General features: G+C 70.9%; 16 protein-coding genes and 1 pseudogene. 5 read left to right on the forward strand and 12 right to left on the reverse strand.

Features of this window, described 5'->3' with window-relative positions; genetic code table 11:
- Positions 1-25 precede the first annotated feature (25 nt).
- From whiA to IE269_RS05235, 6 genes and pseudogenes are all read right to left on the reverse strand, one after another.
- Positions 26-1,006: pseudogene (gene whiA, locus IE269_RS05210) on the reverse strand (DNA-binding protein WhiA); the annotation flags it as partial.
- Positions 997-2,055 carry a gluconeogenesis factor YvcK family protein gene (locus IE269_RS05215; RefSeq protein ID WP_189821549.1) on the reverse strand — a complete coding sequence of 353 codons (1,059 nt, stop codon included), beginning with the start codon at positions 2,053-2,055 and terminating at the stop codon, positions 997-999. The gene IE269_RS05215 and the pseudogene whiA, both read right to left, overlap by 10 nt.
- Positions 2,052-3,044 carry an RNase adapter RapZ gene (gene rapZ / locus IE269_RS05220; RefSeq protein WP_229897848.1) on the reverse strand — a complete coding sequence of 331 codons (993 nt, stop codon included), beginning with the start codon at positions 3,042-3,044 and terminating at the stop codon, positions 2,052-2,054. The genes IE269_RS05215 and rapZ overlap by 4 nt, the downstream gene beginning before the upstream one ends.
- On the reverse strand, positions 3,016-5,058 hold the full coding sequence (uvrC, locus tag IE269_RS05225; protein ID WP_189821551.1) for an excinuclease ABC subunit UvrC: 2,043 nt from the start codon (positions 5,056-5,058) through the stop codon (positions 3,016-3,018). The genes rapZ and uvrC overlap by 29 nt, the downstream gene beginning before the upstream one ends.
- Before the next feature lie 74 nt (positions 5,059-5,132).
- Entirely contained in the window at positions 5,133-5,903 is a 771-nt protein-coding gene (locus IE269_RS05230; RefSeq protein WP_189821552.1) for a hypothetical protein, read from the reverse strand.
- 4 nt (positions 5,904-5,907) lie between these two features.
- The gene (locus tag IE269_RS05235) at positions 5,908-6,570 is read right to left on the reverse strand and encodes a papain-like cysteine protease family protein (RefSeq protein ID WP_189821553.1); all 663 of its coding nucleotides are present in this window, start codon (positions 6,568-6,570) and stop codon (positions 5,908-5,910) included.
- Between the two features lie 235 nt (positions 6,571-6,805).
- On the opposite strand from IE269_RS05235, the gene IE269_RS05240 reads away from it, so the two are divergent.
- Positions 6,806-7,762, forward strand: a complete 957-nt coding sequence (locus tag IE269_RS05240) for a hypothetical protein (RefSeq protein ID WP_189821554.1) — start codon at positions 6,806-6,808, stop codon at positions 7,760-7,762.
- A gap of 108 nt (positions 7,763-7,870) precedes the next feature.
- Here the strand turns inward: IE269_RS05240 and IE269_RS05245 are convergent, their stop codons facing one another.
- From IE269_RS05245 to uvrA, 3 genes are all read right to left on the reverse strand, one after another.
- Entirely contained in the window at positions 7,871-8,302 is a 432-nt protein-coding gene (locus IE269_RS05245; RefSeq protein WP_189821555.1) for a Rieske (2Fe-2S) protein, read from the reverse strand.
- 148 nt (positions 8,303-8,450) lie between these two features.
- Positions 8,451-10,022 (reverse strand): alpha/beta hydrolase, encoded by a 1,572-nt coding sequence (locus IE269_RS05250; protein WP_189821556.1) that lies wholly within the window; start codon positions 10,020-10,022, stop codon positions 8,451-8,453.
- A gap of 325 nt (positions 10,023-10,347) precedes the next feature.
- On the reverse strand, positions 10,348-13,404 hold the full coding sequence (gene uvrA / locus IE269_RS05255) for an excinuclease ABC subunit UvrA (protein WP_189821557.1): 3,057 nt from the start codon (positions 13,402-13,404) through the stop codon (positions 10,348-10,350).
- Between the two features lie 272 nt (positions 13,405-13,676).
- Between uvrA and IE269_RS05260 the strand changes: the two genes are divergently transcribed.
- From IE269_RS05260 to IE269_RS05275, 4 genes are all read left to right on the forward strand, one after another.
- Positions 13,677-14,363, forward strand: coding sequence for a maleylpyruvate isomerase family mycothiol-dependent enzyme (locus tag IE269_RS05260; protein WP_189821558.1), 687 nt, complete (start codon positions 13,677-13,679; stop codon positions 14,361-14,363).
- Positions 14,364-14,385: 22 nt separating this feature from the next.
- Entirely contained in the window at positions 14,386-15,042 is a 657-nt protein-coding gene (locus IE269_RS05265; protein WP_189821559.1) for an MBL fold metallo-hydrolase, read from the forward strand.
- A gap of 105 nt (positions 15,043-15,147) precedes the next feature.
- A complete protein-coding gene (locus tag IE269_RS05270; RefSeq protein ID WP_189821560.1) occupies positions 15,148-16,170 on the forward strand; it encodes a carcinine hydrolase/isopenicillin-N N-acyltransferase family protein in 1,023 nt (340 codons plus the stop codon).
- 148 nt (positions 16,171-16,318) lie between these two features.
- On the forward strand, positions 16,319-17,614 hold the full coding sequence (locus IE269_RS05275; protein WP_189821561.1) for an MFS transporter: 1,296 nt from the start codon (positions 16,319-16,321) through the stop codon (positions 17,612-17,614).
- 73 nt (positions 17,615-17,687) lie between these two features.
- Here IE269_RS05275 and IE269_RS05280 read toward each other — a convergent pair whose 3' ends face one another.
- The 3 genes from IE269_RS05280 to IE269_RS05290 form a co-directional block, all read right to left on the reverse strand.
- Positions 17,688-18,674: a TerC family protein gene (locus tag IE269_RS05280; RefSeq protein ID WP_189821562.1), complete on the reverse strand. Its 987-nt coding sequence runs from the start codon at positions 18,672-18,674 to the stop codon at positions 17,688-17,690.
- Positions 18,675-18,929: 255 nt separating this feature from the next.
- The gene (locus IE269_RS05285) at positions 18,930-20,921 is read right to left on the reverse strand and encodes a TerD family protein (RefSeq protein WP_189821563.1); all 1,992 of its coding nucleotides are present in this window, start codon (positions 20,919-20,921) and stop codon (positions 18,930-18,932) included.
- Positions 20,922-21,061: 140 nt separating this feature from the next.
- Complete coding sequence (locus IE269_RS05290; protein ID WP_189821564.1) at positions 21,062-21,640, reverse strand: TerD family protein; 579 nt, start codon at positions 21,638-21,640, stop codon at positions 21,062-21,064.
- Positions 21,641-21,658: the final 18 nt, after the last annotated feature.

Consider the following 21,658-nt stretch of genomic DNA (forward strand, 5'->3'; position numbering starts at 1 on the left):
CGAGGCCCTTGGCCATCTCCTCCTCGATCTCCTCGGTCATGTCCTCGGTGAGGTTGCACTCCGTCCCCGGGATGCCGAGGTCCTGCGCCCGCTTGTCCGCCATGGCGAGCAGTCGGCGGATACGGCCCGCGACGGCGTCCTTGGTCAGCGGCGGGTCGGCGAGCGCGCCCAGCTCCTCCAGCGAGGCCTGCTTGTGCTCCATGCGCAGACGTCCGGCGGCGGCGAGGTGCTCGGGCACCTCCTCGCCGAGGATCTCCAGCGCGCGCTGCACGCGGGCGCCGGCCGCGACGGCGGCGCGGGCGCTGCGGCGCAGGTTGGCGTCGTCGAAGTTGGCGAGCCGGTTGGCGGTGGCGCGGACCTCGCGGCGCATCCGCCGCTCCTCCCAGGCCAGCACCGAGTCGTGCGCGCCGAGCCGGGTGAGCAGGGCGCCGATCGCGTCGCCGTCGCGGACGACGACCCGGTCCACGCCGCGCACCTCGCGCGCCTTGGCGCCGATGGAGAGCCTGCGGGCCGCGCCGACGAGCGCGAGCGCCGCCTCCGGACCCGGGCAGGTGACCTCCAGGGACGAGGAGCGGCCCGGCTCGGTGAGGGAGCCGTGCGCGAGGAAGGCCCCGCGCCAGGCCGCCTCGGCGTCACAGGTGGCCCCCGAGACCACCTGCGGGGGCAGACCCCGGATGGGCCGCCCGCGGCCGTCCACCAGGCCCGTCTGGCGCGCCAGTTGATCGCCGCCCGCCACTACCCGTACGAGAAAACGAGAACCCCTGCGCAGACCGCTGGGGGCCATCACCACCAGCTCCGAGCTGTGCCCGAAGATCTCCAGGATGTCCTTCTTCAGCCTGCGTGCCGCATAGCTGATGTCCAGCTCCGCCTCGATCACGATGCGCCCGCTCACCAGGTGCAGGCCGCCCGCGAACCGGAGGATCGCCGAGACCTCTGCCTTTCTGCAGCAGGTCCGGGTGACGGGGAGCCGGGAGATTTCGTCCTTCACCGCTGCCGTCATCGCCATGGGCCGATCCTTCCATGCATCCGAAAAATACGGTCGTACGCGGCTGCCAGGAGCTCCGGGTCGTGCTTGGGGGCTCCGTCGGGCCGGGCCACCGGCGCCAGCTCGACCGTCGCACCGAGCCGTTTGGCGGCATCGGCGAGTGAGGGAAGGTCGGGCACGGCGGCCTGATCGGCCAGCACCACGTCGAAGGCGAGTTTAGGGGCGTGTCGGGCCAAAACCTCCAAATGACGCTGCGGGGAAAAGCCCTCGGTTTCGCCCGGTTGGGGCGCCAGATTGAGGGACAGAATCCGCCTCGCCTTGGTCTCCACCAGGGCATCGAGCAGTTCCGGCACCAACAGGTGGGGGATGACGGAGGAGAACCAGGAACCGGGTCCGAGAACCACCCAGTCGGCGTCACGAACCGCCGCCACCGCCTCCGGAACGGCCGGCGGATCGTGCGGTACGAGATGCACCGACTGCACCTCGCCGGGGGTCAGCGCGACGGTCGCCTGCCCGCGCACGGTGTCGACGTCGTCGGGGCGCTCGGGGTCGTGGCCGCGTACGAGCGCCTGGAGCTCCAGCGGGACCGCGGACATGGGCAGCACCCGGCCGTGCGCCCCCAGGAGCTTCCCGACCAGGTCCAGGGCCTGGACGTGGTCGCCGAGCTGCTCCCACAGGGCGACGATCAGGAGATTGCCGACCGCGTGCTCGTGCAGGTCGCCCTTGGACTGGAAGCGGTGCTGGATGACGCGGGACCAGGTCTGACCCCAGTCGTCGTCGCCGCACAGCGCCGCGAGGGCCTTGCGCAGGTCGCCGGGGGGCAGGACGCCGAGCTCCTCCCGGAGCCGGCCGCTGGAGCCGCCGTCGTCGGCGACGGTGACGACCGCGGTGAGGTCGCCCGTGATGCGCCGCAGCGCGGCCAGCGAGGCGGACAGGCCCATGCCGCCGCCGAGGGCGACGACCTTGGGCGTGGCGCCGCGCCTGCCGCGTGCGGCGCGCGGGGCCGGCTCACTGCCGGGCGCGCTGGTGACCCTGCGCAGGCGGTGCAGCCGGACGGTGCGGTTGGTCACTCGCGCCCCATGTCCCGGTGTACGACGACGGTCTCGACGCCCTCGGTGGACAGGCGGGCGGCCAGCTTCTCGGACATGGCGACCGAGCGGTGCTTGCCGCCGGTGCAGCCGACCGCGATGGTCACGTACCGCTTGCCCTCGCGGCGGTAGCCGGTGGCGATGAGCTGGAGCAGCTCGGTGTAGCGGTCGAGGAACTCCTTGGCGCCGGGCTGGTTGAAGACGTAGCCCGACACCTCCTCGTTGAGGCCGGTGAAGGGGCGCAGCTCCGGGACCCAGTGCGGGTTGGGCAGGAAGCGGCAGTCGACGACGAGGTCGGCGTCGACGGGCAGGCCGTACTTGTAGCCGAAGGACATGACGGTGGCGCGCAGCTCCGGCTCCTCGTCGCCGGCGAACTGGGCGTCCATCTTGGCGCGCAGTTCGTGGACGTTGAGGCTGGAGGTGTCGATCACCAGGTCGGCGTCGCCGCGCAGCTCGCGCAGCAGGTCGCGCTCGGCGGCGATGCCGTCGGTGATGCGGCCGTCGCCCTGGAGGGGGTGCGGTCGGCGGACCGACTCGAAGCGGCGGACCAGGGCGTCGTCGGAGGACTCCAGGAAGACGATGCGCCGGGTGACGCCCTTGGCGTCGAGGTCGGCGAGGGACTCGCGGAGGTTGTCGAAGAAGCGGCGGCCGCGGACGTCGACGACGACGGCGATGCGGGCGACGTTGCCCTGGGAGCGGGCGCCGAGCTCCACCATGGTGGGGATCAGCGCGGGCGGCAGGTTGTCGACGACGAACCAGCCGAGGTCCTCCAGGCACTTCGCGGCGGTGCTGCGGCCGGCCCCGGACATGCCGGAGATGATGACCAGCTCGGGGATGGGCGTCTCGGCGGCCTCGGCGGTCTCCCGCGTGGTGCCCGTACTCACGTGTGCTCCGTCTCGGTCGGTGTCCTGGCCCGGTGCGGGGCCCGGTGCAGGGCCTCGGTCAGGCTCTGGGCTGTTCTGCTGGGTCATGCGTGCTTCCCCCGTTCTCCGACGTGGCCGCCGCGGGTGCGGTTGCCTCGTCCTCCTCAATGATCTCTCCTGTCGCCGTGTTCACGGCGGGTGCGGCCGGGGCCGCCGCTGCGAGGGCCGCGGCGACGGTCTCGGCCGTTTTGCGGCCTATCCCCGGAACCTCGCAGATCTGATCAATTGTGGCGGATCGGAGCTTCTTCACCGAACCGAAGTGCTTGAGGAGCGCCTGCTTGCGGGTCTCGCCCAGGCCCGGCACCTCGTCCAGGGGTCCGGCGCGGAACCGCTTGGCCCGCTTGGTGCGCTGGTAGGTGATGGCGAAGCGGTGGGCTTCGTCACGTACCCGCTGGAGGAGGTAGAGGCCCTCGCTGGTGCGCGGCAGGACCACCGGGTCGTCCTCGTCGGGCAGCCAGACCTCCTCCAGGCGCTTGGCGAGGCCGCAGACGGCGATGTCGTCGATGCCCAGCTCGTCCAGGGCCCGCTGGGCGGCGGCGACCTGCGGCTGGCCGCCGTCGACGACCACGAGCTGCGGGGGGTAGGCGAAGCGCTTGGGACGGCCGTCGTCCTCCTGGAGCTGCTCCTCGGGGATCTCGCCGCCCATGAGGTCGCCGGTCTTCTCCTTGGCGGCCAGGTACCGCTTGAAGCGCCGGGTGATCACCTCGTGCATCGAGCGGACGTCGTCCTGGCCCTCGAAGGACTTGATCTCGAAGCGCCGGTACTCGCTCTTGCGGGCGAGGCCGTCCTCGAAGACCACCATGGAGGCCACCACGTCGTCGCCCTGGAGGTGCGAGATGTCGTAGCACTCGATGCGCAGCGGCGCGCCGTCCAGGCCGAGGGCCTCGGCGATCTCCTCCAGGGCGCGGGAGCGGGTGGTCAGGTCGGAGGCGCGCTTGGTCTTGTGCAGGACCAGGGACTGCTGGGCGTTGCGCTGGACCGTGGCCATCAGGTCCTTCTTGTCGCCGCGCTGCGGGATGCGCAGCGAGACGTTCGAGCCGCGCTTGGCGGTCAGCCACTGGCCCACGGCGGCGGTGTCCTCGGGGAGGGCGGGGACGAGCACCTCCTTGGGGACCGCCTCGCCGCTCTCCTCGCCGTACAGCTGCTGGAGGGCGTGCTCGACGAGGCCGGAGGTGTCGACGTTCTCGACCTTGTCGGTGACCCAGCCGCGCTGGCCGCGCACGCGTCCGCCGCGCACGTGGAAGATCTGCACGGCGGCCTCCAGCTCGTCCTCGGCGAGCGCGATGAGGTCGGCGTCGGTGGCGTCGTTGAAGACGATCGCGTTCTTCTCCAGGGCCCGCTTCAGCGCCTCTATGTCGTCGCGCAGGCGGGCGGCCTTCTCGTACTCCATGTCCTCGGCGGCGATCATCATCTGCTGCTCGATGCGCTTGAGGTACGTGCCGGTGCGCCCGGCCATGAAGTCGCAGAAGTCCTCGGCCAGTTCGCGGTGCTCCTCGGGGGTGACCTTGCCGACACAAGGGGCCGCGCACTTGCCGATGTAGCCGAGCAGGCAGGGGCGGCCGATCTGCGCGGAGCGCTTGAAGACACCGGCGGAGCAGGTGCGCACGGGGAAGACGCGCAGCATCAGGTCGACGGTCTCGCGGATCGCCCAGGCGTGGCCGTACGGACCGAAGTAGCGCACGCCCTTCTTCTTGGGGCCGCGCATCACCTGGACGCGCGGGAACTCCTCGTTCATCGTCACCGCGAGATGCGGATAGCTCTTGTCGTCGCGGTACTTGACGTTGAAGCGGGGGTCGAACTCCTTGATCCAGGAGTATTCGAGCTGGAGCGCCTCGACCTCGGTGGAGACGACCGTCCACTCCACGGACGCGGCGGTCGTCACCATCGTCCGCGTGCGCGGGTGGAGGTTGGCCAGGTCCTGGAAGTACGAGGACAGGCGCGGGCGCAGGCTCTTTGCCTTCCCGACGTAGATCACCCGGCGGTGTTCGTCGCGGAAGCGGTAGACCCCCGGCGAGTCGGGGATCTGGCCCGGCTTGGGACGGTAGCTGGAGGGATCTGCCATGGGTGAAGCCTACTTGCGGGCACTGACAGTCGGGGCGTCCCGGGTGGGACGCCCCGACCGTGGTGCGGTGCCGGTTACTGCTGGGTGCGCTTTCGCAGTCGTACGACGGTGAGGCCGGCGGCGGCGAGGAGTGCGGCCGCTCCCCCGGCGGCCACCGGGGCGGCGGGGCTGCTGCTGTCCGCAGCCGTCTCCTCGGCGGCGGCGCTGTAGCCGCCGGCCTTGCCCTGCTTGGCGTAGGCGGTGCCGGGGAGCTTGTCGGCGTACGCGGCGTGGACGCGCTTCTGGTAGGCGGCGAGGGTGGTGCCCTTGGCGCCGACGGCGCGGGCGGCGTCCTCGTCGAGGGGCAGCACGCGGGTGGCGTCGTGGACGTACCAGGCGTCGATCTGGGGCTCGCGGAAGACGGTGCCGCCGGGGAGGGCGCGCGCACCGGCGCCGGCGTAGCGGGTCTCGTCGTCGCCGGTGGCGATGTTCACGACCTTCCACGCACCGTCGTGGGGTGCCATCCACAGGGAGGCCTTCTGGCCGTCGGAGGAGACGGCGGTGGTGGCCATGAAGTCCAGCTTCGAGGCCGCGGCGCCCTTCTTGCCGGCGACGAAGTCCGCGGAGAGCGTGTGCACCGGCACGGTGGCGTCCTGGACGCGGGGTGCGGCGGCGCTGCGGGCGACGGCACCGTCGCGGGCGAAGAAGCGCGACAGGGTGTCGAGGGTGGTGGGCGCGGTGGCCGCCTGGTGGGCCTTGGCGGCGGGGGTCTCGTCGGCCGTGGCCTCGGCGGCGGCGCCGAGCAGCAGGGTGGTGGTGACGGCGGCGAGGGCGGCTGCTCTGAGGTGCCTGGCGTGGAGTGTCATGGCGTCACGCCCCGATCTTGTAGAGCGAGTGGGTCCAGGAGAACTCGTTGTTGTTCACGTACCAGTCGTGCGAGGCCCAGTTGTAGCGGCTGTTGGACTTCCACGGGTCGCCCCAGTAGACCCAGCTGTTGGCGGTGTCGTAGCCGTAGATGACGTGCATGTGGCCGCCGCCGCTGGACCACTGGATGCGGGTCTCGATGGGGCGGTTGGCGGATATCTCGGTCTGCACGGTCGGGTAGCGCAGCCAGCCGGTGACGTAGGAGCCCGGGTTGATGCCCGCCCAGCTCAGGCCGGTCTGGACGTTGCCCAGGGTGGCCTGGTTGTTGGGGCAGGTGGTGTTCTGGTTGCGGTTGAAGGCGGCGTTGCAGAACTGGTTCTGGCTGTAGTTGCGGCCGAACCAGGTGGCGATGGTGTTGCCGGAGGCGGCCCAGCACCAGTTGGTCTTCTCCTGGGCCTGCATGGTGATGTTCAGGCGCTTGGCGGCGAGCAGGGGGGCCGCTGCGGCGGCGGGCTGCTGCTGTTCGGCCGCGGCGGCGGGACGGTCGCCGGGCACGGGTGCGGCGGTGGCCGTCGCCGTGGGGACGGCGAGCAGCAGGGCGGCGGTCAGGACGGCCGGGGAGAGCCGTCTGAGGGTCGTGCGGGGACGGGTGTCGCTTCGATCGCGCATCGCGTTCCTCCCGAGGCGGGGGGTGATAGGTGGAGGAGCGCGTCCGGACGCTGTTGAGGAGCATCGGGTGTTGTCGAGTGCAGGTCAACACGCTTCAATGCGGGGTGACGCGGAGCTGTGAACGCGGTGGCCCTGATGTGAACGGAGCCCTCCCGTCCACCAGCCCGCTTCGCCGACGGCGGCGCGCCGGTGCGGTGTGCCCTCGTGAATGTTCACTGCCACCGGAGGAGCCGTGATGCGGCAGCACCCGACACCGGACGCCGACGACTTCCCTCCGGCGGAGGCCGATCTGGAGCAGCTGCTGCGGACCGGTCCCTTCCATCTGGCGCTGCGGGCGGCGCTGCAACTGCGCGGGCTGCCGTTGCAGCGGGTGCGCCACCATCTGGCGGGGCGCGGGATCACGGTGGGGGTGACCAGCCTCAGTTACTGGCAGCAGGGGGCGCGCCGGCCGCAGCGGCCCGAATCGCTGCGTGCTGTACGGGAGTTGGAGGACGTGCTGCGGCTGCCCGCCGAGTCGCTGATCCGCCTGCTGGTGGCGGAGGGCGCGGCGGAGGGCGAGCGGCCGCAGGGCCGTTCGTACCGGGCGCTGGTGGAGGCGTCGGGGTCGGTGGAGATGCTGCTGGCGGAGCTGGAGTCCCCCGTCGACGGCGGGCTGCACACCGTCGGTCATCACGAGCGGGTACGGATCGGGCCCGACCGGGAGCTGGTGGGGCGCGACTCCCAGCACGTGGTGCGGGCGCACCGGGACGGCGTCGACCGCTACCTGGCCGTGCACCACGGCGACCCGGGCTGCGATCCGTCCCGGGTGGCGGTGCGGGCCGGGGAGAACTGCCGCACCGGGCGGGTGCGGTGGCACCGGGAGACCGGGCTCGTCGTCGCGGAGATGCTCTTCGACGCACGGCTGCGGGCCGGGGACACGTACTTCTTCGAGTACGGCTTCGAGGACGGCACCGGCGGGGCCTGCGTGGAGTACGTGCGCGGCTTCAGCTTCGCGGGCGGGCAGTACGTGCTCCAGGTGCGCTTCGACGAGCGGGCGCTGCCGGTGCGGTGCCGCCGCTTCGCCCAGTCGTCGGCCGGGGCGCCGAGGGCGGCGCGGCAGGACCTGACGCTGAGCGGGCGGCACGGCACGGTGCACTTCGTGGAGCAGGGGGTGCGGCCGGGGATTCTCGGGGTCGACTGGGACTGGGAGTAGCGAATCGGGGGTGGCGACCCGGGAGAGGCAACTCGGGAGAGGCGACCCGGGAGAGGCGACCCTTTTTGATCGGTTCGGGCTACTGCACGGTGACCGTTCCCGACCGGATCAGGCGTCCGGGCCGGCGATCAGCTTGCCGTCCTTGACCTTGACCGGGACGGCGGGCAGCGGGGCGGTGGCGGGGCCCTTGAGCGCCTGGCCGGTGGTGGTGTCGAAGCGGCTGCCGTGGCAGGGGCAGTTGCCCTCGTTGCCCTCGACCCGGTCCAGCTCGCAGCCCGCGTGGGTGCACTGGGCGCTGAACGCCTTGTACTCGCCCTTCTTGGGGCAGCTCACGATGACGCGCTGCTCCTTGTACAGCTTGGAGCCGCCGACCGGCACCGCCGCCGGGTCGCCGAGGTCGACCGGGGCGGTCGGCGTCGGCGTCTGGGCGTGTCCGAGCTTGGACTCGGTGGAGCAGGCGGCGGCGCCGAGCCCGGCGGCCCCGGCGAGTGCGACGCCCTTGAGGACGGTGCGGCGGGCGGCGGACGGGATGCCGGACATGGGGCTCTCCACGGGTGCGGTGCGAGTGGGCGCGGCACCGCACGGCCGCGGGCTTGCGGCGGGGCGCGATGCCGTCCCGACGATACCTGTGGGGCGGGCGGGGCCGGTGCGCCGGGGAGCGCGTCGGACCAGGGTTGACGCGAGCGCGTCAGGATCCGGGGAGGGTGTCCGGAAGCTCTTGGTCCGGCACACCGGGCGGCACCGCGGGGCAGGCCGTGCCGTCCTCCGGAAGCGTCCCGTCGACCAGATAGGCGTCCGTCTTCTCCCGGATGCACGGCGAGCTGGCGTACGCGCCGTGGCCCTCGCCGTCGTACCGCAGCACGACGGCGTTGCCGAGCCGCTGCGCGGTCTCCTCGGTCCACCGGTACGGGGTGGCGGGGTCGCCCTTGGTGCCGATCAGCAGGACCTTGGGCGCCTTGACGTTCTCCAGCGTCCGGATGAAGTCGGTGCCCGCGGGCCAGCCGGTGCAGGAGATCGCGCCGCCGATCATGTCCCGGCCGAAGTCCGGGGACGCCTGGGTGAAGTCCTTCTCGATCCGGGCGAGTTCTTCGTCCGTGAGGGGGGTGCGGTCCGGGTCGTCGGCGCAGTTGACGGCGAGGATGGCTTCGTCGCCGTTGCCGGACATGTCGCCGAGTTCGTTGAGTTCGGCGAGGATCGCGGGGTCCCGGTTCTTGTCGATCTCCGCGATGCCGAACGCGAGCGCGCCCCAGGCCTGGGGGGCGTACATCGCCATGCTCATCGCACTGCGCAGCTCCGCCACACCGAACTCACTGCCGTCCTTGGCCTTGAGCGGGGCCTTGCCGAGGGAGGCGACGACCCGGTCCACGGTGCCGGTGGCGTCCTTGACGGTGCTGCCGAGCGGGCAGTCCTTCTTGTACTGCTCGGCGCAGGTGGCCAGGAAGGTGTCGAAGGCCTGCTGGAAGGCGCGGGCCTGGTTCAGGCCGGAGACGCGGGAGTTCTCGGTGAGGGTGTCCACGGCGTCCAGGACGAGCCGCCCCGACTTCTCGGGGAACTGGGCCGCGTACACGGACCCGAGCCGGGTCCCGTACGAGATCCCCATGTAGTTCAGCTTCTCGTCCCCCAGCGCCTGCCGCAGGACGTCCATGTCGCGCGAGACGTTGATCGTCCCGACGTGGGGCAGCAGCTTGCCGGTGTGCTTGGCGCAGCCGGCGGCGATCTCCTTGGCCTCCTTGACCAGCTCACCGGCGTCGAGCTTCTGCCCGTCGGCCGGCGTCTGCGGGGCGCCGTCACCTTCCTCCAGCTCCCCCTCGGCCTCCTTGCCGCAGGTGACGGGCGCACTCCGGCCGACCCCCCGGGGGTCGAAGCTGACCAGGTCGTACCGCTTGCCCAGGCTCTTGTACGTGTCCTTGGCCTCGGCCAGCGTGGTCAGGCCGGAGGCGCCGGGGCCGCCGAAGTTGAACACGAGGGAGCCCTTGCGGTCGGTGTCGGCGCCGGAGGTGCGGTAGCGCCCGACGGCGAGATCGACGGTGCCGAGGCCGGGGTTGGCATAGTCGATCGGAACGGTGAGCCGGGAGCACTCCATGCCCTTGAGGGCGGTGCCGCCCTTGGGCTGCTCGTCGGCCGTGCAGTCGCCCCAGGTGAGCTTCTGCCCGTAGAAGCGGGCGAGGTCGGGGGCGTCCTCCGCGAGGGCGGCACTCACACTCCCGGCAAGCAGGAGGGCGGTGCCGGTGAGGGCGGTCGCAGTGCTGCGTATGTGCATCCCGGGTGTGCCTTTCACGAGGCGGCCCCCTGGGCCCACCCTAGGGGGGTGTGCGGGGGCGCGCAGCGCGGGACGAACCGGGGGCCGGGGAATGGCTGCCCGGAGGGCATGCCATCAGGGGCGCGGGGCTGTTTCGATGTGCGGCTCCGCCGCGTGAGCGCGACCAGCCACGACGCACCCGCACGGGACCGAGACCCCCCACAGCCCCGCGGGTTGAGGTGAAGGGGCGGGGCTGGGGCAAAGTGCCTCAGGCAAACGCCGGACGCGGGCCGCCCCCCCGCCAAGGGGACCGACCCGCGCCCACGCACCGTACGACCGCGAAGGGTCAGGCCTTGCGCGCCCTCGCAGGAGCCTTCTTGGCCGGAGCCGCAGCCTTCTTGGCCGGAGCCGAAGCCGCAGCAGACGAAGCCACCGTCTTCTTGGCGGCAGCCTTCTTCGCCGGAACCGCCTTCTTCGCGGCCGAAGCAGCCTTCACCGGAGCAGCCTTGCGGGCCGCGGCCTTCTTCCGCCCCGCCCCCGCCGGAGTCGCATCACTGATCCGGCTCGGGTCGAGAATGTCCCGCAGGAACTTCCCGGTGTGGCTGGCCGGCACCCCGGCCACCTCCTCCGGTGTCCCCTCGGCGACGACCATGCCGCCGCCCTTGCCGCCCTCGGGGCCCATGTCCACGACCCAGTCGGCGGTCTTGATGACGTCGAGGTTGTGCTCGATGACGATCACCGAGTTGCCCTTGTCGACAAGCCCCTCAAGGATCTTGATGAGCTTGCTGATGTCCTCGAAGTGCAGACCCGTCGTCGGCTCGTCCAGGATGTAGACGCTCCGCCCGGACGACCGCTTCTGGAGCTCCGCCGCCAGCTTGACGCGCTGCGCCTCACCGCCGGACAGCGTGGTCGCCGCCTGCCCGAGCCGTACGTACCCGAGCCCGACCTCGTTCAGCGTCTGCAGGTACCGCGCGATCGAGGTGACCGGCTCGAAGAACTCCAGCGCCTCCTCGATCGGCATGTTGAGCACCTCGGCGATGTTCTTGCCCTTGTAGTGCACTTCGAGGGTTTCGCGGTTGTACCGCGCACCGTGACACACCTCGCACGGGACGTAGACGTCCGGCAGGAAGTTCATCTCGATCTTGATGGTGCCGTCGCCGGAGCAGTTCTCGCAGCGGCCGCCCTTGACGTTGAAGGAGAAGCGCCCCTGCTGGTAGCCCCGGACCTTCGCCTCCGTCGTCTCCGCGAACAGCTTGCGGATCTTGTCGAAGACTCCGGTGTACGTCGCCGGGTTGGACCGCGGGGTGCGGCCGATCGGCGACTGGTCGACGTGCACGACCTTGTCGAGAAGCTCGTCGCCCTCCACCCGGGTGTGGCGGCCCGGCACACTGCGCGCACCGTTCAGCTCGCGCGCCAGGTGCGTGTACAGGATGTCGTTGACCAGCGTCGACTTGCCCGACCCGGAGACACCGGTGACGGCGGTGAGGACACCCAGCGGGAAGGTGACGTCGATGTCCCGCAGGTTGTTCTCGCGCGCCCCGTGCACCGTGAGGTGACGCGAGGGGTCAACGGGCCGCCGTACGACCGGAGTCGGAATGGCCCGCTTGCCCGACAGGTACTGACCGGTGATGGACTCCTTGTTGGCGAGCAGCCCCTTCATGGAGCCGCTGTGCACCACCTTGCCGCCGTGCTCACCGGCACCGGGGCCGATGTCGACGATCCAGTCGGCGACCTTCATGGTGTCCTCGTCGTGCTCCACGACGATCAGCGTGTTGCCCATGTCGCGCAGCCGCACCAGCGTCTCGATGAGCCGGTGGTTGTCGCGCTGGTGCAGGCCGATGGACGGCTCGTCCAGGACGTACAGCACACCCACCAGACCCGACCCGATCTGCGTGGCCAGCCGGATGCGCTGTGCCTCACCACCGGACAGGGAACCGGCAGGACGGTTCAGCGACAGGTAGTCCAGACCCACGTCGACCAGGAAGCGCAGCCGCTCGTTGACCTCCTTGAGCACCCGCTCGGCGATCGTCTTGTCGCGGTCGTTCAGCGTGAGCTGCGCGAGGAAGTCGGCGCACTCGCTGATCGACATCGAGGAGACCTCGGCGATGGACTTCTCCATCACCGTGACCGCGAGGATCAGCGGCTTGAGGCGTGTGCCCTCACAGGTGGGGCAGGGCACCTCGCGCATGTAGCCCTCGAAGCGCTCGCGGCTGGAGTCGCTGTCGGACTCCGCGTGCCGCCGCTTGACGAACGGCACCGCGCCCTCGAAGGAGGTGGTGTAGGCGCGCTCGCGGCCGTAGCGGTTGCGGTAGCGGACCTCGATCTGCGTCTTGTGGCCGTACAGCAGGGCCTTCATGGCGCGCTGCGGCAGACCGGCCCACGCCATCGACGTACTGAAGCCGAGCTCGCTCGCCAGGGCGTTGACCAGGCGGGCGAAGTAGTCCTTGGTGTGTCCGTGCGACCAGGGGTGGATGGCGCCCTCGTCGAGGGACTTGTCCGGGTCGGGGACGATCAGCTCGGGGTCGACCTCCATGCGCGTACCGATGCCGGAGCAGTCGGGGCAGGCGCCGAAGGGCGAGTTGAAGGAGAAGGAGCGCGGCTCCAGCTCCTCGAAGGACAGGTCGTCGTACGTGCAGTACAGGTGCTCGGAGTACATCCGCTCGCGGTCCGGGTCGTCCGCGTCGAGGTCGACGAAGTCCAGGACGACCATGCCGCCGGAGAGCCCGAGGGCGGTCTCCACGGAGTCCGTGAGGCGGCGCTTGGCGCTCTCCTTCACGGTGAGGCGGTCGATGACCACCTCGATCGTGTGCTTCTCCTGCTTCTTGAGCTTGGGCGGCTCGGTGAGCTGGATGGTCTCGCCGTCCACCCGGGCACGGCTGTAGCCCTTGGTCTGGAGGTCGGCGAAGAGGTCGACGAACTCGCCCTTGCGCTCGCGCACCAGCGGCGAGAGCACCTGGAAGCGGCTGCCCTCGGGCAGCTCCAGCACCTTGTCGACGATGGCCTGCGGGGACTGCCGGGCGATGGGCCGTCCGCACTCGGGGCAGTGCGGCTTGCCGATGCGGGCGAAGAGCAGGCGGAGGTAGTCGTAGACCTCGGTGATGGTGCCGACCGTCGAGCGCGGGTTGCGCGAGGTCGACTTCTGGTCGATGGAGACGGCGGGCGAGAGACCTTCGATGAAGTCCACGTCCGGCTTGTCCATCTGGCCGAGGAACTGCCGCGCGTAGGAGGAGAGCGACTCGACGTAGCGGCGCTGCCCCTCGGCGAAGATCGTGTCGAACGCGAGGGAGGACTTGCCCGACCCGGAGAGCCCCGTGAACACGATGAGGGAGTCGCGGGGGAGGTCGAGCGAGACGTTTTTGAGGTTGTGCTCGCGAGCGCCACGAACGATGAGACGGTCGGCCACGCCGGTTCGCACCTTTCTGGAGAAGAAAGCAGGTGCTGAGAAGCAGGCTGCTGAGGTGGAGTGCCACGGACAAGAGGTCGTACAACACGGTCATGCACAGCGGTCGTACAGAACGGTCGCCGAGCCCCGGGCACCGCTCCCTTTCCAACGGTATCCCCGGGCTCGAATGTTCCCTTCGAGCGTATAGCACGTACATTCGATTTGCGGCCAGATGGCATCCGCTTCACCCGAACGAGTGGCTGCGTCTTGCGCTGCGGCCTATCGTCTGCCTCATGAATGATCATGTGCACGATCTGGCCCTGCTGAGCGACGCCACGAGCCGTCTGCTCGCCGCCGCGGCCACGCTGGACAACGCCGCCGTGGCCGAACCGTCACGGCTGCCCGGCTGGAGCCGCGGACATGTGCTGGCCCACCTCGCCCGCAATGCCGACGCCCTCCAGAACGTCCTCGCAGGCCGCCCCATGTACGTCAGCGCCGAGGCCCGCGACGCCGACATCGAGCGCGACGCCCCGCGCCCCCTGGACGTACAGCTGGACGACGTACGGACGACGGCGGAGGACTTCGGGCGCACGGCCGAGGCGTACGACGACTGGAGCCGCACCGTCGAGCTGCGCAACGGCGTCAAGGACGCGGCGTCCCGGATTCCGTTCCGGCGGCTGATCGAGATCGAGCTGCACCACGTGGACCTCGGGATCGGGTACGAGCTGGAGGACCTGCCGGAGGAGTTCACCGGGCGCGAGATCGCCTTCCTCGCGGACCGCTTCGCGGGCAACGCCACTGTCACCGCCGCGACCCTCACCGCAGCCGACGGCCGGCAGTGGAGCACCGGGCGCAAGGACGGCGACGCCGTCACCGTCACCGGTGCCGCCGCCGACCTCCTGGGCTGGCTCGCGGGCCGCCGCGACGGCGGTGCGCTGAGTGTCACCGGCGGTGCGCTCCCCGTACTGCCGCCGCTGTAACAGCCGCTATAGGCTGCCCGGTATGACGTACAGCGGAGCGGTGAAGGTCGGCGGACCTGCGGATGTGCACGAGCTCAAGGACCTGATGATCTCGAAGGTCGCCGTCGGGTCGATGAACAACAACGCGTATCTGTTGCGCTGCCGGGACACCGGTGAGCAGTTGCTGATCGACGCGGCCGCCGAGCCGCACACCCTGCTGTCGCTGATCGGTGACGACGGCATTGCGTCCGTCGTCACCACGCACCGGCACGGCGACCACTGGCAGGCCCTCGCCGAGGTGGTCGCCGCCACCGGTGCGCGCACGCTCGCCGGGCGCCACGACGCGGAGGGCATCCCGGTGCCCACCGACACCCTCCTGGAGGACGGCGACACCGTACGGGTGGGGCGCGTGGAGCTGACCGCACGGCACATCGTCGGGCACACCCCGGGGAGCATCGTCCTCGTGTACGACGACCCGCACGGCCACCCGCACGTGTTCACCGGCGACTGCCTCTTCCCCGGCGGCGTCGGCAACACCTTCGGCGACGCGGACGCCTTCGTCTCGCTGCTGAACGACGTGGAGGCGAAGGTCTTCGCACCACTGCCGGACGAGTCCTGGGTGTACCCGGGGCACGGCGACGACACCACGCTCGGCGACGAGCGCCCGCACCTCGCACAGTGGCGCGAGCGCGGCTGGTAGCACCACCCCCGGACGCAGTCCGCACCCGTCACGCACTCGTGACCGCACGGCCCTCCCGGACGCCGCGGTTCCTCGGGGACAGTGGACGAAAGGGAGGGCCCCGCCATGAAGAAACCCCGCGCCGCCGCTGCCGTCGCCGTTCCGTTCCTCGCGCTGGCCCTCCTGCTGTCCGGATGCTCGCAACGGCAGACGTCCGAAAAGGCCCCCGGCACACAGCAGTCGGCGGCCGCAGGGCAGTTGTCCGCGCAGGACGCGGCCAAGCTGAAGTCGCTGCGACAGGTGGACGGCCATCCGTTGTGGCAGATGCGCTACGACGGTCCGTACGAGCGGCTGCGCGAGGTCAGGGTGGAGCAGCAGGCGAACTTCGGCTGCTCACTGTTCTTCGCAGGCGGCAACAAGAACGACCCGCAGTACGCACGGAACTTCGACTGGCAGCACGGACCGGCACTGCTGCTGTTCACCAACCCTCCGGACGGCTACGCCTCGGTGTCCGTCGTGGACACCACCTACCTGGGGCTGACCTCCTCCGCCGACTTCACCACCGAGCGCGGCAAACAGGGTCTGCTCCAGGCTCCGTTGCTCCCCTTCGACGGCATGAACAGCAAGGGCCTCGCGGTGGGCTTCGCCTCCGTGGACCGCGCCGACGGGCCCAAGGGCGGCACCAAGGTGGGCAGTACGCGGATCCAGCGCATCGCCCTCGACAAGGCGGCCACCGTCGCGGAGGCGCTGAGGCTCTTCGAGGAGTACGAACTGGACTTCACCGACAGTCCCCCGCTGCACTACTTCCTCGCCGACGCGACCGGCGACTCGGCGGTGGTCGAACTCGTCGGCGGGAAGATCGCGGTCGCCGAGCGCGGCCGGCGGCCGTGGAACGGCGCGGTCAACTTCACCTTCGCCGACACCCCCGCCGCCGAGCGCCTGGAGGACCGCCGCTACGGCGCTGCCACGAAGACGCTGGACGCCGCCAAGGGGGCACTGAACACGGACAGTTCGCTGGGACTGCTGCGCACCGTCGCGCAGTCGCACACCCAGTGGTCCGTGGTGTACGGGCTGAAGACCGGCAAGGTGACGCTGGTGACGGGTCAACGCTGGGAAAAGCGGCACGAGTTCACGCTCCCCATGGACTGAGGGGCAGGGGGGCGGCGGGCCTGTCCGGGTGATCTTCCGCGGTGAGTCGGTACGACTAGTGCGGCGCACCCCTTGAGGGCGCGGCGCTTCGGGTAACGACGCCCGCATGCATGCTTCACGATCACCTGCCCGTCCGGGCGGCCCCTCCATGCTCCGGCTCGCGAGCGCCTCGCTCGCCGGAACGGCCATCGAGTTCTACGACTTCGCGATCTACGGCACGGCCGCGGCCCTCGTCCTCGGTCCCCTCTTCTTCCCCTCCTTCTCGCCCCTGGCGGGCACTCTGGCGGCCTTCGGCACCTTCGGCGTGGGTTTCGTCGCCCGGCCGGTCGGCGCGGTCGTCTTCGGGCACGTGGGCGACCGCTTCGGGCGCAGACCCGTGCTGTTCTCCTCGCTGATCCTGACCGGGGCGACGACGGTGGCGGTCGGCTGTCTGCCCACGTACGACTCCATCGGCCTCCTCGCGCCGGTACTGCTGATCCTGCTGCGCTTCCTCCAGGGGCTCGGGCTCGGCGGCGAGTGGGGCGGGGCTGTGCTGCTCACCGTGGAGCACGCGCCCGCGCACCGGCGGGCGCTGTGGGCGAGCTTCCCGCAGACAGGCCCCTCGATCGGATTCCTGCTGGCGAACGGCGTGATGCTGGCGATGTCGGCGGGCCTCACCGACGCACAGTTCACCTCGTGGGGGTGGCGGGTGCCGTTCTGGGCGGCGGGCGTGCTCGCCGCCGCCGGGCTGCTGCTGCGCTCCTCCCTGGAGGAGACACCGGACTTCAAGGAGCTGGCCGCCAAGGGCGAGCGCGCGGGGGCGCCGTTCGCCGAGGTGCTGCGCGACCACTGGCGGCTGGTGCTGCTGACCGCGGGAGCGCTCTCCCTCGGGTACGCGCTGGTCTACACGATGTCGACCTGGTCGCTCGCGTACGGCACCGAACGCCTCGGCGTGGACCGCACGGTGATGCTCAGCTGTGTCATGGCGGCGGTGGTGCTCAAGGGCCCGCTGATCCCGGTGGCGGCGGTGCTCGGGGACCGGGTGGGGCGGCGGCCCATGTGCCTGGTCGGATGCGCGCTCAGTGCCCTGTGGACGTTTCCGATGATGGCGCTGCTGGCGACCGGGCAGCCGCTTTGGATGTTCCTGGGCTTCCTGGGCGGGTCGCTGTCGTTCGCGGCGATGTTCTCGGTGATCGGCGCCTATCTGCCGGAGCTGTACGCGCCCCGCGTGCGGTGCACCGGTGCGGCGCTGGGCTACAACCTCGCCGGGGTGTTCGGCGGTGCGCTCACACCGATCGTGGCGACGGCGGTGTCGTCCTCCGGGGAGGGCCCGCCGTGGGGCGTGGCGGCGTACCTGACGGGCATGGCGGTGGTCAGCCTGGGCTGCTTCGCGCTGCTGCCGGAGACGCGGCCGGCGCCGGTGCGGGCGGCAAAGGCCGGGGCGGAAGGGGCGGCGCCGGCCTGATTCCGGGTGGTCACCACGCACGGCGGCGGCGTACGGCACTGTGCCGTACGCCGCCGCCCGTGTGCCGAACGGGTCAGGACTCGATCGGAGCCTTGTCCTCCTTGGCGGCCTCCGCCGCCTCCCGCTTCTTGTTGGCCATCAGGCTGGTGATCGTCGTGACGACGAGGACGGCGCAGATGACGGACAGCGAGACCGCGATGGAGATCTCGGGGACCTTCACGCCGCTCTCGTGCAGTGCGTGCAGCACCAGCTTGACGCCGATGAAGCCGAGGATGACGGAGAGGCCGTAGCTGAGGTGGACCAGCTTCTTGAGCAGGCCGCCGATCAGGAAGTACAGCTGGCGCAGACCCATCAGCGCGAAGGCGTTCGCGGTGAAGACGATGTACGGGTCCTGGGTGAGGCCGAAGATCGCCGGGATCGAGTCCAGGGCGAACAGCACGTCGGTCATGCCGATGGCGAGCATGACGACCATGAGCGGCGTCAGGATGCGCTTGCCGTTCTTCTGGATGAAGAGCTTCGTGCCGTGGTACTGGTCGGCGACGCCGAACTTGTTCTCGATCTTCTTCAGCAGGGCGTTGTCCTCGGGGGCCTCTGCCTCCTCACCGGCACGCGCCTCCTGGACGAGCTTCCAGGCGGTGTAGATGAGGAACGCGCCGAAGATGTAGAAGACCCACGAGAAGTTGGCGATGACCGCTGCGCCGGCGGCGATGAAGATCGCCCGCAGCACCAGGGCGATCAGTACGCCGATCAGCAGCACCCGCTGCTGGAGGTGGGACGGCACCGAGAACTTCGCCATGATCAGCACGAAGACGAAGAGGTTGTCGACGCTCAGGGACTTCTCGGTGATGAAGCCCGCGAAGAACTCGCCGGACGCCTTGCCCTCGCCGAACACCAGCAGGCCGAGTCCGAAGATCACGGCCAGGGCGATCCAGACGACCGTCCAGATGCCCGCTTCCTTGGTCGACACGTCGTGCGGCTTGCGGCCGATGAAGAAGTCCACCGCGATCAGGGCCGCGAGGGCCAGGATGGTGATGATCCAGGTGTTCAAAGAAACGTCCACTGCGCCTCCGGCAGATAGCTACGGCAACTCAATCAGCGTCGTCGCTGCCGGAGGTCTCTTCCACCCGAGCCGCTCTCTGGCGTGCGCCGGGCCGATGCCCCGGGACCGATGGCGGTCCGTATTGACGGGTACATCGCAGGCCGGGAGTACTCCCCTCCGCTCCACCGAGGGTACCCGAAACACCAAGAACAGGTAAAGGAAAAGGTAAACAATCCCCAAAGGCGCAGGTCAGAGGTCCTTGATCCGCCGGTACGATCAGCGGCCGAAAGCCCTTCTGGCCGCCGCCACCTGGCTGAGCACGTTCCACAGCACCTGGCTCCCGGGCGGTGCGAGCAGCGGTTCGTACGTCCAGGCGTGGCCCACCCACGGGTCGGCGAGGTGTGCGTCGGGCACCGGGGTCAGTCGCAGCAGCGAACGCCACAACGGGTCCAGCACCGGGCCGTACGCGTTCGCGTCCTCCCGGTCGGCCACCATCATCAGATGCACGCCGACGGACGGACCCTCGTCCGCCAGATAGCGCAACTGGGTGACGGCCCGGTCGTCGAAGCCGTGCGGGAAGTCGTTGACGATGAGCAACTGCTCGGCCGTGTCCAGGTGCGGCGGCAGCGCGTCCGAGGCACCCGCCCGAATCGCCATCTGCACGAGGTCCACGCGCTCGGTGAGCCTCGCCAGCACCTCGGTCACCCCCTGCGCGCCCACGGCCGGCGGCGAGGCCAGCACCCCGGACTTCACCAGCGGCGCGAGCGCGGCGGACGCGGCGCCCGCCGGGTCGATGACGTGCACGGTGAACTCTCCGGCCGGGTACGCCCCGAGCAGCCGCGCGGCGTGCGCCACGGCGGTGTCCATGGCGACCCGGCGCAGCTGGTCGGTGTCCATCATCATCGCGGCCTCGGAGCCGGTGCGGCCCGCGTCGATCCACAGCCCGCGCTCAAGCGGCAGCCGCACCAGCAGCGGAATGTGCAGGTCGGGGCGCTCCGGCAGGTGGAGGTCGCCGATGCGCAGCGCCATCGGGATCTCCATCGGCACCTTGTAGGCGTGCCAGGCGGGGTTGTCCCAGCGGGCGAAGGCGGGCGGCAGCGCGGGCTCGACCACCTCGGACTCGGCGACGAGCTGGGCGAGGTCGCGGTCCAGGACGGCGCGGGCCTGCTCGACCAGCGCGTCGCGCTTGGCACGGGCGGCCTGGCGGGCGGCGTCGCCGGTGCCGCCGATGCGGCTGCGCGGGTCGGAGAGGACCTTGTCCAGCTCCTGCTCCATGCGGGACTCGGCGAAGTCGACGGCGCTGCGGTAGGCGGCGGCGGTGCGGGCCAGGTCCTCGAACATGCCCCAGACCTGGTTGTAGAGCCGCTCCTCCATCGACCAGCCGGAGGCGTCGCCAGCGACGGGCCGCGGCGGCTGCCCCGGCTCCGGGGGCTCGGGGCGCGACGGCTGGGTGGGCGGGGCGGGCGGCTGCGGGGACGGGGTGGCGGCGGCCGCGGGCTGCTTGCGGCGGCGGGGGTGGCTGTAGTCGATGGGGCCGTCGGGCGGGGTCTGCGGCTGGGGGGTCTCCGGCTGCGGTACGGGAGCGGGCTGGGCCGGTGTCCCCGCGCCGGTGAGGCTTCCCCGTACCCCGTCCTGGGCGGCGGCCCCCTGGCGCGCGGTCTGGCGGGCCCGGTCGCCGTCGGCGGTGCGGGGCGGCGGCGGGGCCACCGAGCGGGCCAGGCCGCGGCCGACGGCGTCCTGGATGGCGGCGGCCAGCTCGCCCGCCTGCGCCAGGCCCTGGTCGGCGAGCAGCTCGGCGAGGCCGCCCGCGTACCCCTGGCCGACGGCCCGTACCTTCCAGGCGTCCTGGCGGCGGTAGAGCTCCAGGGCGACGACGGCGGACTCGGCGTCCAGGCCGGTCAGCGTGAAGGTGGCGACCTCGTCGCCGTCGAGGCCGGTGACCGCGACGAAGGGGGCGGCGACCGCGCCGAAGCGGGCCGGGAAGCCGACGGCGGTGGGCAGCGCCAGCAGGACGTTCACCCGGTGCGCCGCCTCGGGGAGCGCACCGAGGTCGACGGCGAGACGGTGGTCGGCGGCGGCCTGCCGGGACACCTCCAGGCCGGGGAGCTGGTGGGCACCGGGGTGCGCGACCCACTCCGTGCCCCGTACGGTGCCGTGCTCGTCGACGAGCGTGGCTCCGGCGACGACCGGCTGACCGGCCGAGACCCGGATCTCCAGACGGGCCTGGGGCAACGGGTGGTTCTGCCCACGGACCAGCTCGGCCGTCATCGTCTTTCTCCCCCACCGTCGGTGTTCATCACTGGGTCCGCATGCGCGCGCCTGTCACGTGAATGCGGTGCAGCTCCCGGCGGCCTGGTGCCTCCGGGAGCTGCGGTACTGCTGTGGATCCTGTGCCTAGAGGTGCGTGCCTACAGGTGCGGCAGGATCGACGGCATCAGGTCCTGGAAGGTGCGCCCGTTGGCCGGGTTGCCGAGGGCGGTCATCTGCCAGCCGGCGCCCGCGCGGCTTACCTTGGCCATGATCTGGGCGGTGTACTGGCCGCCGCCGTCGAGGGTGTAGCGGGCCAGCTCCTGGCCGTTGGTCTCGTCGACGATGCGGCAGAACGCGTTCTGCACTTCCTGGAAGGTCTGGCCGGTGAAGGAGTTCACCGTGAAGACGATCTGGTCGATGTGCACGGGGACCCGCTGGAGGTCCACGAGGATCGCCTCGTCGTCGCCGCCCTGGCCCGCGCCGCCGACCAGGTTGTCGCCGGTGTGCTTGACGGAGCCGTCGTCGCTGACCAGGTGGCGGAAGAAGACCACGTCCACCGGCTGCTTGTCCGCGAAGAGGACCGCCGACGCGTCGAGGTCGACCTCACGGGTGCGCGAGCCGAACAGACCGCGGCGCGGAGCCGCCTGCCAGCCGAGCCCCATCCGCACCGCGGTCAGGGTTCCCCCGTCGCTCTTCTGCAGGCTGATGGCCTGGCCCTTGGTCATGTTGACCGTCACGCGCTACCCCTCTCCACA

Origin of the sequence: Streptomyces spiroverticillatus (assembly GCA_014650415.1) — a bacterium.
GTDB classification, from domain to species: Bacteria; Actinomycetota; Actinomycetes; order Streptomycetales; family Streptomycetaceae; genus Streptomyces; species Streptomyces spiroverticillatus.